This is a genomic window from Streptomyces sp. M41, from assembly GCF_043673425.1.
Lineage (GTDB): Bacteria > Actinomycetota > Actinomycetes > Streptomycetales > Streptomycetaceae > Streptomyces.
The window spans coordinates 94,237-108,552 of sequence record NZ_JBIMKE010000011.1 but is presented as its reverse complement, the minus strand read 5'-3'; the positions used below and the strand labels follow the sequence as shown (position 1 = coordinate 108,552).

Sequence of the window (14,316 nt, the reverse complement as noted above, 5' to 3'; positions counted from 1 at the left end):
CTCCTCGTACAGCGGCACAACCCTGCCCCCCTTCCGAGTGTCAAGAACATGACTGGACGGCAAAGCTCCGGTCGCCGTGCTCGATGCCCCGACGAGGAGACCCACGTGCGCCAGCACCCCCGCCCGCACACCCGCCCGAACCCGCGCCCCTCGGCGGCCCTGGTGGCCGCCGCCGCGCTCGCCGCGGCTGCCGTTCCCGTGGTCACCGCTCCCGCGGCGTCGGCCGAGGAGGCCGAGCCCTCCCTGGTCGTCTCGAACCTGCCGCGCACGTCTCCCAAGCCCGGCGAGGTGTACGACGAGTCCGTCGTCATCACCAACAAGGGCACCGCACCAGCGGACGGCGTCACCTTCCGGGTCCGGCTGACCCGCGGGCTCGACTTCCCCGAGCCGGTGGCGGGCTGCACCTACTCGACCGTCGGGGACCAGGTCAGACAGGCGCTCTGCGAGTTCGACACCGTCATCGAACCCGGTGCCTCCATCGAGACGCCCGTACGGTTCAAGGCGCTGCCCAAGGCGTTGATGGAGGCCGTCGAGTACGGCACCGGACGCACCGGCGAGGCCCCGGGCGACGGCTTCGACGACAGCCACCACCGCCTCACCCTGACCGCGGACAGCTCGGCCGACCTCGTCGCGGTCGGCGAGGACACCGAGGGGCTGGCCGGTGACGGGCAGTCGTTCACGGTGCAGCTGCGCAACGACGGGCCCGGCTGGATCCAGAACCAGGAGAGCGACGACCAGACGGCGCTGATGGTGCGGATACCGCCGGGCACGGTCGCCACCGAAGTGCCCGAGGAGTGCGCGCCGTTCGGCATCGACGGCCCGTCCGGGCCCGGAGGGACGCCGGGCAAGGCCAGGTACGTCTGCTGGCCCGCCGACCACACCATCGAGGTCGGCGAGTCGCTCTCCTTCACCTTCACGGTGAAGATCAAGGAGGGCACCAAGACCACCACGGGTGAGGTGAAGGCGACCTCGGTGTACGACATCCACCCGGCCTTCGACAAGAACCCCGCCAACGACAAGGCGCGGATCCGCATCGCCATCCCCACCGACTACGAGCCCGAACCCACCCCCTCCGGCAGCCCCTCCACCGGCGGCGGTTCGACGGACGGCGGCTCCACCGCGGGCGGCACCGGCAACGACCACGAAGGCCAGTCCACCGGCGGCACGGGCAGCACGGGCTCCACCTCGGCCGGCTCCTCGACGGGCGGCTCCACCACCGGATCCGTCAACGGCAACCTCGCCGCCACCGGCTCCGACGGCACCCCGCTCCTCGCCGGCGCCGCAGCCACCGCAGCCGCCCTCGGTGGCGCGCTGATCCTGGCAGTACGCCGCCGCCCCGGCGCCCGGTCCTCCTGACAGTCCGCGCGGCCTGACAGCACGCGCCTGACAGCGCGCGCACCCTGTACAGAACGCACTGCTGCCGGCGCCCGCCATCCCCCCACCGTCGTCCGCCCACCCCCGAGACCGCCGACCTGAGGTCCCGGCCTCAGGGGGGCCGTATCTCGTGCGGGACCCGCGCCTGGACGACGGCCCGCTCCGGTTCGTCGACCGACCGGTCCCCCGCCGTCGACCGACCGGTCCCCGCCCGTCGGCTCACCAGCTCCCGCCCGTCGACTCCAGCACCCCGCTCGCCTCGTCCTGGAACGCCTCCGTCCAGTAGTGCCGGCCGTCCCTGTCCGCCGCGGTGACGCCGGTCGGGTCGACCGCCGACAGGACCTGGAGCATGGTCATGGCCAGTTGGTCGTAGGCGGCGGTCGTCAGCTCATGGCCCGACTGTTCGTCCATCACCTGCTCGCGGTGCAGCAGCCAGAGGGTGAAGGCGAGCGTCGAGACGTCCGTGTTCAGGGGGAACAGCCTCGCCTCGGGCTCGCTCCAGTTCAGGATCGCGCCGGACTCGCCATCGATGACCAGGCTGTCGTCCTCGACGAGATGACCGAGGCGGATCAAGTGGTCCGCGCGGGCGGGGAGATCGGCCGAGGGGTCGGCTTCGGCGTAGTGCTCGGCCAGGGTCGCCAGCGGCATGTCCGTGTCGAGGGCGAACAGGAAGCCGTCCTCCGGGAGCCCCACTTCGCGCAGAAAACGGCGCGTCGGCTGGTGGGTGAGCGTGGCGGGGAAGTCGACCTCCTCGAAGCGCACCACCTTGCCGTGGCCGAACTCCTGCTCCAGCAGTCGCGGCGGCAGGTCCAGGGCCAGGCCCGACTCCCCGGCGCGGCCCGCCACGAGGGCGAGCGGGCGGATCAGGGCCGCCATCCTCCAGAACGGTGCCGGTCTGCCCTGGGTGCCCTCCTCGAACACGGCCAGCAGCTGCCGTGATGCCTCCGCGACCGGCTGCGGGCCGTAGCGGCCGACGTAGGACGCGAACTGGCCGCGCAGCCCCGCCAGTTCGTCCGTCGCCTCCGCGAAGCGGACCAGGGTGTGCAGCGAAGGGGCGAGCGGGCGGCGGTCCATCAGGTCGGGGCGGTCGTGCAGGAAGTACGTCGTCGAGATCTCACCCGTCGTGCCGTCCAGCAGGACCGACTCCGTCTCCAGGGCGCCGGGGCCCAGCAGTCCGCCTATCACCAGCTGGTCGCGCAGCTCGGCGGCCAGCCGGTCCTGCGGGTCGCCCGTCGAGTCCGCCACCGTCCGCAGGCCCGCGCGGCACAGCTCGGCGAAGCTCAGCACTCCGCTGTCGGCGGGCAGTCCGGGCCCCGTCAGCCGGCGCCGCGTCGGCGCGTGCGTGACGTACGGATCGAGCTCGGACTCGGTCAGGATGATCGCTGTGTCACCGGCGTGGTTCGTGATCGTCGTGCTCATGGCTCCCCCGCATGCGCTTGCTCACCGCCCCCGGGCAGCAGGACACGGCCGACCGGCCGGCCACCGCGACCGGCAGCCGTCCCACTGCCCAGAACACTACGCGCCACCACTGACAACGCCCCTGGAACCGGCCCGATCGCCGGGCGACGCCCCGGAGCGGCACGACCGATGACAGCGCTTCACATCACGAGACGCTCAGCACACCCTCGAGCGTTCCCGCCCCGCCGGAATCGCGCGCGTCGCGGGCAGCTCACTGCCCCGTCACGACCGCCGCCTGCGGCCGGATCGGCAGCCGGTTGACCGGGCGGCCCGTCGCGGCGCGTACGGCCGAGGCGATGGCCGCCGGGGACGTCACCACCGGTACCGCGCTCACCGCCTTCGCGCCGAACGGCGCCACCACGTCCCGTTCCTCCACCAGCTTCACGATCCGGATGTCCGGGGCGTCCAGGGCGGTCGGCAGGGAGTAGCCCGTCAGGTCCGGGTGGCGGATCAGGCCGCGTGCCGAGCGCAGGTTCTCCGTGAGCGCTATGCCCACGCCCTGCGTCACGCCCGCCTCCAGCCGCGCCTCCAGCTGCGCCGGGTTCAGCACACGGCCGACGTCCTGGGCGAGGGCCAGCTCGACCACGCGCACCGAGCCCAGTTCGATGTCGACGTCCACCACCGCGCGGATCGCGCAGAAGGACATGCCCACGAACGCGTCGCCCTGGCCGGCCTCGTTCAGCGGCTCGGTCGGGTGCGGGCGGCACTGCGCCGTGGCCCACAGTTCCTTGCCGTCCAGCGCCTCGGTGACGGTGGTCGACAGAACGCCGTCGTAGGAGGTGATCTTGCCGTCGGTGATCTGGAGCAGCTCGGTGGACATGCCGAACTTGTGCGCCAGGGGCTGGAGGAGCTGGGTGCGGACCATCTTGGCGGCGCGTTCCACCGCACCGCCCGACACCCAGGTGTGCCGGCCGCGGCAGCCCGGGCCCGCCGGGGGCTGGTCGGTGTCGACGGGCGCCACGTGCACCACGTCGATGCCCAGCGTCTCCTGGACGATCTGCCTCGCGAGGGTCGTGAAGCCCTGGCCGGTCTCGACGGCCGCGCAGAGCACCGTGGCCACGCCGTCGTGGACCTTCACGGTGGCCGTGGAGACCTCGTCCGCGCCCTCGGCGCCGAGCATGTGCACCATGCCGATGCCGTAGCCCACGCCCCGTCGCACCGCGCCCGGTTCGCCCGCGCCCTCGGGGCCACCGGGCAGCAGCCACTCGTCCTCGGGGGTGTCCTTGGGAAGCGGCGGCAGGGGGTAGTCCCGTACGGCCTGGAGCAGTTCGGCCACGGGCGCCGGGCAGGTGACCGTCTGACCGGTCGGGAGTACGTCGCCGGTCGCCATGGCGTTGCGCAGGCGCAGTTCCGCGGGGTCCACGCCGAGCTTCTTGGCCAGCTTGTCCATCTGCGCCTCGTAGGCGGCGCACACCTGCATGGCGCCCTCGCCGCGCACATGGCCGGAGGGCGGGTTGTTGGTGCGCACGGCCCAGCCCTCGATGAAGGCGTTCGGGACGACGTACGGACCGCAGGCGAAGGCGACCGCCGCGGCCAGCGCCTCGGCGGAGGTGTCGGCGTAGGCACCCGCGTCCAGCAGGATCTGCGCCTCGACCTTGACCAGCTTGCCCTCGGCGTCCGCGTGGTGGCGGTACCTCAGCAGGGTGGGGTGGCGGTGGGTGTGGCCGAGGAAGGACTCCTCGCGCGTGGCGGTGAGCTTCACCGGGCAGCCGGTCTTGAGTGCCAGCAGGCCGAGCGGGAGCTGGAAGCCCTGGTCCTCGCGGTCGGCGGTGGCGCCGGGCACGCCGGTGACGACGACCTTGACCCGCTCGGGGTCCAGGCCGTAGCAGGCGGCGGCCCGGTCGCGGTCGGTGTGCGGGTCGGTGGAGGCGAGGTAGAGCTCCACGCCGCCGTCGGGACGCGGGACCGCGAGGCCCGCTTCGGCGCCGATGGGCGCCGGGTCCTGGCGGCCGATGCGGTACAGGCCCTCGACGACGACGTCGCCGGCCGCGTCGGGGTCGCCGTGGCGCAGCGGGATGTGCCGGATCAGGTTGCCGTCGGGGTGCAGCGGCTCGGCCTCGAAGGCCTGCTCGGGGTCGGTCACCGGGTCGAGCACCTCGTACTCGACGATGACGGCCGCGGCGGCCAGGCGGGCGGTGTCGGGGTGGTCGGCGGCGACGGCGGCGATGGGCTCGCCGTGGTGGCGTACGACCTCGGAGGCGAAGACCGGGCGGTCGGAGGTGCCACGGCCGAGCAGCGGGCTGCCGGGGACGTCCTCGTGCGTGACGACGGCCCGGACGCCGGGCATCTCGCGCGCATGGGAGGTGTCGATGGACGTGATGCGCGCGTGCGGGTGGGGCGAGCGCAGGACGGCCGCCCACAGCAGGCCCTCGGCCCACAGGTCGGCCGCGTACGGGAACGTGCCCTCGGTCTTGGCACGGGCGTCGGCGGCCGGCAGGGAGGCGCCGAGGCCGTGCGGGATCGGCTCGGGGGCAGGTGCTGCCTCCGCGGCTGTGGTCGCGGTGGCGGCTTCGTTGCTCACGCCTGGCCTCCGTCCTGTCCGTACGCCTGGTCACGCGGTTCCATGGCGCCGGGCGCCTCGAACGCCGACGGGTTGACCCCGCCGGCCCCCGGGCCCGCCTGGTGTGGGATACGCGGTTCGTCCCCGTCGTGTTCGCCGTCGGACGCCGTCTGTGCCTCGCGCTCGGCGACGACCTCCTTGACGGCGTCCACCACGCCCCGGTAGCCGGAGCAGCGGCACAGGTTGCCGCACAGCGCCTGGCGGGTCTCCAGCTCGGTCGGCGCCGGGTTGCCCTCCAGGAGGTCGTGCACGGTCATCGCGATGCCGGGCACGCAGAAGCCGCACTGGACGGCGCCGCAGCGCGCGAGCGCCCGCTGCACGTCCGAGGGCTGCCCGTCGGCGGCGAGTCCCTCGACGGTGCGGACCTCGCTGCCGGCGGCGGTCACGGCCGGCACCAGGCAGGACGCGACGAGCCGTCCGTCGACCTGCACGTTGCAGGCCCCGCACTCGCCCTGCGAGCAGCCGTCCTTGGCGCCCGCGAGGCCGAGCCGCTCGCGCAGCACGTAGAGCAGCGACTCGCCGATCCAGGCGTCCGATACGGGCCGGTCGACGCCGTTGACGCGCAGGACGTAGGAGGCGAGGGGGTGTTCCTCGCCGGAAGGCGGCGGTACGTCGTCGGAGGCGGCCGGCTCGGTGGGGTCGGCGGCGGTGTCGGTCTCCGGCTCCGCGTCCGCGGCGTCGCCCCGGGAGCCCTCCGCGCGGGACCCGGCGGGGTCGTCGGCGGCCTCTGCGGGCTCTTGGACGCCCTGGGCGCCCCGGGTGTCGTCCGCGGCCTCAGGAGCCCCGGGAGCGGGCGGTGCCGGTGCCGTGCCGGGTTCGTCGCGCGGTCGGGTGAACGCCTGCGCGGACACCTCCCCGGCGGCTCGCTCGTGCGGATGCGCGGCCTGGTCGGATCCGGGCGCCACGCGCGCGTGCGGGTCGGCGCCGGGTGCCGAGGGAGGGTGCTCGTGCGTGCCGGTGCGCCCCGGCGCCCGCTCCGCCGCGGCCTGCTCGTGGGACTGTCCGCCGTGCGGGGGCCGCGGGTGGTCCGAGGGCCGTGCGTCGGGCCGTACGGCGGGCCGGTCGCCGCCGTGCTCCTCGGACCGCATGGGGTGCGCGGGGTGCTCCTGGGCCTGCGCGGCCTCCGCCTGCTGCGCCCAGGGCTCTCCGGTGGCCTGTGTGGCCCACGGTGCGGGCGCGCCGCCCGGCAGTGTGGCCGGAGGGTTGCCGCCCCACTGCTCGACGAGCGACGACGTGGTGAACTCGCCCGATTCGTCCGGAAGGTCACCGTCGGCGACGGGGATCGACCACTGCCCGGTGACGTCCTGACCGGCCGCCGCGGCATCCTGACCCGCCGCGGCCTCCGAGAAGTTCCACTGCTGGGTCACGCCGGGGTTGTACGTGAAGCGGTCGCCGACCGTGTCCTGCCCGCCGGTGTTCGGGTCGGGCCAGCGGGCGCCCTCGGCGGGCGTGCCCGCGACCGGCCAGCCGCCGGGGGCCGCCGGGTCGGTACCCGCGGTCGAGCCCGGCGCGACCGTTATCTGCGGCGGGACGTACCCGTGGCCGGGCGCGGCGAGCGGACTGTCGGAGGAGGCCAGGAGGGCGTCGATGCCCCCTTCGGGGAGCTTGACGAAGGCGGTGGCGCCGTCGTCGTACTCGCCCTGGGGCAGCGGGTCCCAACGGCCCGCGCCCTGGGGCGTGCCCTCTCCGTGCTGGTCGTCGGTCACGACAGCGCCCTCCCCAGTGCTCGTCGGGCCAGCGCGGCGACGGTGCGCCGCAGGTGCAGTACGGCGGGCGGATGCTGGGCCACGGAACCGTCCTCGGCCGGGGCCGGGTCGGGGATGCAGGCCGCGGCGACGTACTCCCCGAAAGCGTGCAGCGCCTCCGGGACGATCGCGCGGCTGTTGTCCCAGTCGATCAGCCGGGCGACCCACTCCTCGGCCTCCAGGGGCCTGAGCGGCATCGGCGCTATGGCGCCCACGGCACACCTGACTCCGCGCCGGGCGGGGTCGAGGACGACCGCGACGGACGCCATGGCGCGTCCCGGGCCGGTGCGCCCGGTGGCCTTGAGGAAGACCTGCGGGGCGTGCAGCAGCGGCACGCGCACATAGCCGATGAGTTCGCCCGCGCGAAGCATCTCCATGCCCGCCAGCAGGTGCGACACCGGGATCTCCCGGCGGGCTCCGCCCGGGCCCGCGATGATCAGCGTCGCTTCCAGGGCGGCGAGGACCGGCAGCGCGTCACCGGTGTGGGACGCCGAGGCGATGTTGCCGCCGAGGGTGCCCGCGTTGCGGATCTGCGGCGGGCCCGCGGCGCGCGCGGCGGCGGCGAGCGCCGGGATCAGGGCGGCGAAGTCGGGGCGGCCCATGCGCGCGTGCGTGAGACCCGCGCCGAGCAGGGCGTGGCCGTCCTGGTACTGCCAGCCGCGGATCTCGCTGATCCGGCCGAGGCCGACCAGCGCGGCGGGCCTGAGCTGCCCGGAGTTGACGGCGGCCATCAGGTCGGTGCCGCCCGCGACGGGCACGGCGGCGGGCATGGCGGCCAGTGCCGCCACGGCCTCGTCCAGCGTCGTGGGCAGCGTGACGGCCTGCGCCGCCTGCGGTGCACTCGTGGTCAAACCGGCTGCCCCTTCCCGCTGCCCCACCTGGTCCCACCTGTGCTGCCGTACGGTACGTGCTGACAGGGCGGACGTGGCAACTCTGGCACATCTTCGCAGGACCCGAGGACACGGGTCCGCTAGGAGGCATTCGCCCACCTCATCGGGGAGATGGTCCGTTTTGCCACGGCATCACCAGTGAGTGCCGATTGACACTCTTCGGTGACCCCTTGCCGGTTTTTTTCCATTACCTGTTCGGAAGCGCCCCGTCGATCGGGCGGCCGGGCACCCCCGGCCGCCGCTGCCACGGCCGCGGTCCCGTCGGCGGCCGGTAGCCGACCCCCAGGGCGTCGAGTCGCCCGTAATGGACGGCCATCCGCCGCTCGAAGTCGGCGAAGTCCCGTTCCGCCGGGGCGGGCAGGCCGCTCCAGGCGACCTCGGCGAACGCGGCGAGGCGGGGGAAGGTCTGGTAGTCCACGCGCGCGTGGTCCTCCATCACCTCCGTCCACACATTGGCCTGCGCACCGAGCACATGCCGGGCCTCCTGCGGCGTCAACTCCGCGGGAACGGGCTCGAACCGATAGACGTCCTCCAGGGTGCGCACGTACCCGATCGGCACCGGCTCGTCGGCGCCCGGGTCCTGACGGTGGTCCAGGTACACCTGCTGCTCGGGGCACATGACGACGTCGTGCCCCGCGCGGGCCGCCGCGACCCCGCCCGCGTACCCGCGCCAGGACGACACCGTCGCCCCCTTCGCCAGCCCGCCCTCCAGGATCTCGTCCCAGCCGATGAGCCGGCGCCCGCGCGCGGAGAGCCAGGAGTCGAAGTGTCCGATGAACCACGCCTGAAGGCCGTCCTCGTCGCGCAGTCCGAGTTCCTTGATGCGCTTCTGCGCGGTGGGCGACCGGCGCCACTGGTCCTTGAGGCATTCGTCGCCCCCGACATGGACGAACTCCGCGGGGAACAGCTCCAGCACCTCCTCGAACACCCCCTCGTAGAAACGCAGGGTGGTGTCGGTGGGGGCGAGTACGTTGGCGGAGATCCCCCAGTTGTCCCAGACGGAGAGGGCGGTGGTGTCGATGACGTCGGTGTTGCCGAGTTCCGGGTACGCGGCGATCGCGGCCTGCGAGTGGCCGGGCACGTCGATTTCGGGGACGACGGTGATATGCCGCTCGGCGGCGTACGCGACGATCTCGCGGATGTCGTCCTGGGTGTAGAAGCCGCCGTGCGGCTTGTCCTCCCACAGCGGGGAGGCGCGATGGCCGAATTTGGTGCGGGCGCGCCAGGAGCCGGTCTCCGTGAGCCGGGGGTACTTCCTGATCTCGATGCGCCAGCCCTGGTCGTCCGTCAGATGAAAGTGGAAGACATTGAGTTTGTGGGCGGCCATCAGATCCAGGTAGCGCAGGACGCCGTCCTTGGGCATGAAGTGCCGGGCGACGTCGAGCATGAGGCCGCGCCAGCGGAATCGGGGGGTGTCATGGATCGTCCCGTGCGGGATTTCGAGCGTGCCGCCGGGCCGGACGGGGGCGCGCCGGAAGGCGTCGGGCCCGAGCAGCTGACGCAGTGTCTGGGCGCCCCAGAAGACGCCGGCCGCGTCACCGCCCCGGATCTCCACACCCGAGTCCGCGCCGACGCCCAGCCGGTACGCCTCCGGCCCCAGCTCGTCGTCCAGGAGCAGCCGTACGGCGCCCGGAGCGTTCTGCGGCCCCGGCGGCAGCGGCAGGCCGAACGCCGCGCCCAGGGTGGCCCGCAGCCAGCGTTCCGTGGTCTGCGTGCCGGGGGCCGCCCACAGGGCGGTGGTCCGGTCGAGCCGGAATCCGCCGGGCAAGGGGCCGCCCTCGACGGCGCTCGGCGCGGGGATCAGTTCCATCGCAGGGGTCACAGCAGAAGTCACATCAGTCCTTTACCGCCCCGCCCAGCCCCGACACCAGCCGTCGCTGCACGAGTACGAAGAAGATCAGCACCGGAATGGTCATCACCGTGGACGCGGCCATCACCCCGCCCCAGTCCGGCTCGTCCGGTTTGTAGAAGACGAGCAGGGCCATCGGCAAGGTGGACTGCGAAGTGTCGCTGATGATGAAGGACTTGGCGAACAGGAAGTCGTTCCAGGCCGCGATGAACGAAAACACGCTGGTGGCCACGAGCCCGGGGAAGACCAGGGGGAAAAGGATCTGCCACAGGAATCGCGACCGGCTCGCGCCGTCGATGCAGGCGGCCTCCTCCAGGGCCTCGGGAACGGCCTTCACGAACCCCCGCAGCATCCAGATCGCGAACGGCAGCGAGAAGGCGATGTGGGGCAGGATCAGCGACCCGAGGGTGTTCAGCTGGCCGAAGTCCCGCATGAGGAAGAACAAGGGGATCGCCAACGCCTCCACCGGCACCATCTGGGCCACCAGAAACATGATCAGCAGGGTGGTCCGGAAGCGGAACCGGAATCGCGTCACCGCGGTCGCCGCGAGAAACGCGATCAGCGCCGAGACGACGACGACCGTGCACGCGACGACAAGGCTGTTGAGGAAGTAGCGGCCGAATTCGTTCTGCTCGAAGACCCGCCGGAAGGAATCCAGGGAAGGCGCGAGCGTCCAGGGCCGTGGTTCGCTCGACTCGACCTCCCCGGCCGGTTTGAACGCGCCGAGCACCATCCAGTACAGCGGAAACGCCACCACCACGGCGATCACCAGTGCGCTCGCCTCCGCGAGCAGCCGCCACGGGCGCCGTACGAAACGCACGGATCTCACAGCTCCTCCCCCTGTCTGCGCAGCAACCGCAGGTATATGAGCGTCACGGCCAGCAGGATCAGCAGCATCACCACGCCGATCGCCGAGCCCAGGCTGTACTGCGAGGACGCGAACGCCTTCTGGTAGGCGTACACGTTCAGCACGAGGTTCTGGCCCGCGATGCCGCCGCCGTTCGTCATGACGTAGATCTGGGTGAAGACCTTGAAGTCCCAGATGACCGACTGGATGGTGACGACCACGAGGATCGGCCGCAGCATCGGTGCCAGCACCGACCGCCAGATCCGCCACTGCGAGGCCCCGTCCAGCGCGGCGGCCTCCAGCACCTCGGCCGGGACCGAACGGATACCGGCGTACACCGTCACCATCACGAACGGGAAGGAGCACCAGACCACTTCGAGCAGTACGAGGAAGAAGGCGCTGAACCGTCCGTACGTCCAGGAGTGGTCGCCGAGCCCCAGCAGCCGGTTCACCGGCCCGAAGTCCGGGTCGAACAGGAACAGCCAGACGGTCGACCCGGTGATGGCGGGCGTGGCCCAGGCCCCCAGCGCGGCCAGCATCAGCGCGAGCCGCGGCACGGCACGCACCCGCGTGAGCAGCACGGCAAGCGCGCACCCCACGGCGAGCGTCGAGACGACACACGCCGCCGCGAAGACGACCGTGGCGAGGAGCACCTGCCAGAACTGGTCGTCGGAGAACAGCTCCGCGTAGTTCCCGAAACCCTGGAAGGCCGTCGGCTCGCCGCCGCTCACCTGCGCCTGGGTGTACTCGAAGAACGAGATCAGCCCGAGCTGGTAGACGGGGTAGACGAGCAGTCCGCCGAGAACGACGAGGGCGGGGGCGAGGTAGAGCCAGGGTGTCTTCTGATTGCGGCGACGGAGACGTCCCTGCGGGCGCGGGGCCGTGGTGAATGTGCGGCCACCGCCGCGTGGGCGCGAGAAACCGCGATCCGCCTGCACGCGCCGACGCTCCTGAACCTCCGAGCCACCGGGCGCGGTCATCCCACGGACCCGAACGCCTCGTTCATCTTCTTCGCCGCATCCCCGGAAGCCGCGGCCACATCCTTCTTGCCGCTGATGACTTCCTGGAACATCGTCGGCAGCACAAGAGAGGAGTCGATCTGCGACCACGCAGGCGACGCGGGAACGAACTTCGTACCCGCGGCCAGGGTCTCCACGAAGGGCTTCACATACGGCTCCTCCGCCGCCGCCCGCTCCCGCACATCGGCGAACGTCGGCAGGAACCCCATAGCCCGGAACATCGACTCCTGCGTCTCCTTCGACGCCAACCGCTGCATGAGTTCGACCGCCAGCGTCCGATGCGACGTGCTCTTCAGGACGCCTATGTTGTTGCCGCCCGCGAACGCCGGCGCGACGGACCCCGCCCGCACACCCGGCAGCGGCACGACCGCGTACTTGCCCTTCACCTTCCCGGCCTCCACCGCGGCATGGCTGAAGTCGCCGCCGATCGCCATGCCCGCCCTGCCGGCGGCGAACGCGGTCACCGTGTCGTTGCCGCCCATGCCCGCGCACTTGGCGGCGGGACAGTTGTCGTCGCTGAACAGGGAGGTGTACGCCTTGATGCCCTTCTGGGCCGCCGCGCTGTCGATCGCCGAGACGTACGAGCCGCCCTTGCCGGTGGCGAGCTCTCCGCCGTTGGCCCACACGAACGGCATCGCGCCGTAGGTGTACGCGCCGCCCACGACGAGCCCGTACAGCTCGGGCTCGGCGGCACGGATCCTGCGGGCCGTCGTCGCCAGCTCGGCCATGGTCTTCGGCACGGACAGCCCGAGTTCCTCGAAGACGTCCGTGCGGTAGTACAGGGCGCGGACGCCGACGTAGAACGCTGCCCCGTAGACCTTGCCGGCCACGGTGACGGACTGCTTGGCGGTGGGGTCGGTGTCCTTCGACTCGCGCCAGGCGCCGAACTCCTCGGTGACGTCGAGGAGTCCGCCGTCCTTCACATAGCCGGCGGTGTCGGTGTTGCCGTACTCCATGACGTCGGGCGCGGACTCCGGGTCGTTGAAGGCGGCCTTGACGCGCTGGGCGCGGGTCTCCACCGGGATGTACTCGACGTCGACCTTCGTGCCCTCGTGGGCCTTCTCGAAGGCGGTGACGACGGAGTCGACGACCTTCTCCTTCGGCTGGTTGCCGACCTCCTGGAAGAGCCAGACCCGCAGGGTCCCGGTCCTGTCGTCCTTGTCGGAGGAGGAGTTGGTGGAGGTCTGGGGGGCACAGGCCGTGACCACGAGGGCGGTGAGAAGCAGGGCGGGGAGTCGGGGAGAGAGCTTCATGGAGTGTTCCTCCGAAGGTGCGTTGCAACATACGCAATGAGTGTTTCGCTCTGCACAACACAACGGAGGCTAGGGAGTTCATGAACACGTCCACAAGAGGTCTCAACCACTCTGTGACAGGCGGACGCACCCCGTGCAACGCCCGGGCAGCACAAAGGCCCCCGAGCCGCGCAAAACGCACCTCGGGGGCCTAGGTCGACCTACGCGCGACCGGCCGGGGAGCCGTTACTTGTCGCCCTTGCCCTTGCCCTTGTCGTCGCCGCCGGCACCCATGGACTCGTAGATCTCCTTGCACATGGGGCACACCGGGTACTTCTTCGGGTCACGGCCGGGCACCCAGACCTTGCCGCAGAGCGCCACGACGGGGGTGCCGTCGAGGGCGCTCGCCATGATCTTGTCCTTCTGGACGTAGTGGGCGAAGCGCTCGTGGTCGCCGTCGCCGTGGGAAGTCTGCGGCGTGGGCTCGACGAGGGTCCCCGTACCAGTCCCGCGCTCGGGCTCGAGAGTGCTCATACCGCCAAGGGTACTGAAGCTCACACGCATCAGTTGAGCGAAGGGTCGTCCGGATACGTGGCCACCATCGCCAGCTCGCTGCGCTGCCGGCGCAGCACCTCGCGCCAGAGTCTTTCCGGCGCCGGCGAGGACACGTCCCCCGGCTCGGACTCGACCACGTACCAGGCGCCCTCCACCAGCTCGTCCTCCAGCTGGCCGGGTCCCCAGCCGGCGTACCCGGCGAAGATCCGCAGACTGCCGACGGCCGAGGCGAGCAGCTCCGGCGGGGCCTCCAGATCCACGAGCCCGATCGCGCCGTGCACCCGGCGCCAGCCCAGCGGGGCGCTCTCGCCGGACGCGTCACCGGGGATGACGGCCACGCCGAGCGCCGAGTCCAGGGAGACCGGGCCGCCCTGGAAGACCACCCCGGGTTCGCCCGCGAGCTCCGCCCAGCCCTCCAGGATGTCGCCCACGTCCACGGGAGTCGGACGGTTGAGGACGACGCCGAGGGAGCCCTCCTCGTCGTGGTCGAGAAGAAGCACCACCGCACGGTCGAAGTTCGGGTCCGCCAGGGCGGGCGTGGCCACGAGCAGCCGCCCTGTGAGCGAGGACACCTCGGTCATGCCAGACATGATCCCGCATCTTCCCTTCGTGTGGGGAGGCAATGCCGGTTCGCGGGTGAATGCGGCCATGAATCGAGGAGTGGCCTGGTAAGGCCGCGTTCGAGGGTGGTGGTGGGATTCGGGAGGGGGGACGGGAGCGCCGCCCGGCACCCGGCCGAAACGGTGACCGCTCGTGCCCGAGAGCCAACCGTTCGTGTTGTGACACA

Annotated in this window: 11 protein-coding genes; 1 reads left to right on the top strand and 10 read right to left on the bottom strand. The window is 72.0% G+C overall.

Annotation, left to right across the window (positions count from 1 at the left end):
- Positions 1 to 105: 105 nt before the first annotated feature.
- On the top strand, positions 106 to 1,356 hold the full coding sequence (locus tag ACHBTE_RS16555; protein ID WP_394724623.1) for a hypothetical protein: 1,251 nt from the start codon (positions 106 to 108) through the stop codon (positions 1,354 to 1,356).
- Between the two features lie 237 nt (positions 1,357 to 1,593).
- On the opposite strand, the gene ACHBTE_RS16550 is transcribed toward ACHBTE_RS16555, so the two are convergent.
- The 10 genes from ACHBTE_RS16550 to ACHBTE_RS16505 form a co-directional block, all read right to left on the bottom strand.
- Positions 1,594 to 2,793, bottom strand: a complete 1,200-nt coding sequence (locus tag ACHBTE_RS16550) for an SUKH-4 family immunity protein (protein ID WP_394724622.1) — start codon at positions 2,791 to 2,793, stop codon at positions 1,594 to 1,596.
- Positions 2,794 to 3,043: 250 nt separating this feature from the next.
- On the bottom strand, positions 3,044 to 5,353 hold the full coding sequence (locus ACHBTE_RS16545) for a xanthine dehydrogenase family protein molybdopterin-binding subunit (RefSeq protein ID WP_394724621.1): 2,310 nt from the start codon (positions 5,351 to 5,353) through the stop codon (positions 3,044 to 3,046).
- Entirely contained in the window at positions 5,350 to 7,098 is a 1,749-nt protein-coding gene (locus ACHBTE_RS16540; protein WP_394724620.1) for a 2Fe-2S iron-sulfur cluster-binding protein, read from the bottom strand. Before ACHBTE_RS16540 ends, ACHBTE_RS16545 begins: the two co-directional genes overlap by 4 nt.
- Positions 7,095 to 7,988, bottom strand: a complete 894-nt coding sequence (locus ACHBTE_RS16535) for an FAD binding domain-containing protein (protein ID WP_394724619.1) — start codon at positions 7,986 to 7,988, stop codon at positions 7,095 to 7,097. Before ACHBTE_RS16535 ends, ACHBTE_RS16540 begins: the two co-directional genes overlap by 4 nt.
- 226 nt (positions 7,989 to 8,214) lie before the next feature.
- On the bottom strand, positions 8,215 to 9,837 hold the full coding sequence (locus ACHBTE_RS16530) for a beta-N-acetylhexosaminidase (RefSeq protein ID WP_394724723.1): 1,623 nt from the start codon (positions 9,835 to 9,837) through the stop codon (positions 8,215 to 8,217).
- A 25-nt stretch (positions 9,838 to 9,862) separates the two neighbouring features.
- Positions 9,863 to 10,696, bottom strand: coding sequence for a carbohydrate ABC transporter permease (locus ACHBTE_RS16525; RefSeq protein ID WP_394724722.1), 834 nt, complete (start codon positions 10,694 to 10,696; stop codon positions 9,863 to 9,865).
- A 5-nt stretch (positions 10,697 to 10,701) separates the two neighbouring features.
- The gene (locus tag ACHBTE_RS16520) at positions 10,702 to 11,703 is read right to left on the bottom strand and encodes a carbohydrate ABC transporter permease (protein WP_394724618.1); all 1,002 of its coding nucleotides are present in this window, start codon (positions 11,701 to 11,703) and stop codon (positions 10,702 to 10,704) included.
- A complete protein-coding gene (locus ACHBTE_RS16515) occupies positions 11,700 to 12,995 on the bottom strand; it encodes an extracellular solute-binding protein (protein ID WP_394724617.1) in 1,296 nt (431 codons plus the stop codon). Before ACHBTE_RS16515 ends, ACHBTE_RS16520 begins: the two co-directional genes overlap by 4 nt.
- Positions 12,996 to 13,220: 225 nt before the next feature.
- Positions 13,221 to 13,508 (bottom strand): DUF3039 domain-containing protein, encoded by a 288-nt coding sequence (locus ACHBTE_RS16510; protein ID WP_019754409.1) that lies wholly within the window; start codon positions 13,506 to 13,508, stop codon positions 13,221 to 13,223.
- Between the two features lie 29 nt (positions 13,509 to 13,537).
- On the bottom strand, positions 13,538 to 14,110 hold the full coding sequence (locus ACHBTE_RS16505; protein WP_394724616.1) for a YqgE/AlgH family protein: 573 nt from the start codon (positions 14,108 to 14,110) through the stop codon (positions 13,538 to 13,540).
- Between the last annotated feature and the right edge of the window lie 206 nt (positions 14,111 to 14,316).

Excerpts from the sequence above, each read along its gene's own strand:
- ACHBTE_RS16550 (WP_394724622.1), bottom strand. The coding sequence starts at position 2,793 with ATGAGCACGACGATCACGAACCACGCCGGTGACACAGCGATCATCCTG.
- ACHBTE_RS16530 (WP_394724723.1), bottom strand. The coding sequence starts at position 9,837 with ATGGAACTGATCCCCGCGCCGAGCGCCGTCGAGGGCGGCCCCTTGCCC.
- ACHBTE_RS16520 (WP_394724618.1), bottom strand. The coding sequence starts at position 11,703 with ATGACCGCGCCCGGTGGCTCGGAGGTTCAGGAGCGTCGGCGCGTGCAG.
- ACHBTE_RS16515 (WP_394724617.1), bottom strand. The coding sequence starts at position 12,995 with ATGAAGCTCTCTCCCCGACTCCCCGCCCTGCTTCTCACCGCCCTCGTG.
- ACHBTE_RS16510 (WP_019754409.1), bottom strand. The coding sequence starts at position 13,508 with ATGAGCACTCTCGAGCCCGAGCGCGGGACTGGTACGGGGACCCTCGTC.
- ACHBTE_RS16505 (WP_394724616.1), bottom strand. The coding sequence starts at position 14,110 with ATGACCGAGGTGTCCTCGCTCACAGGGCGGCTGCTCGTGGCCACGCCC.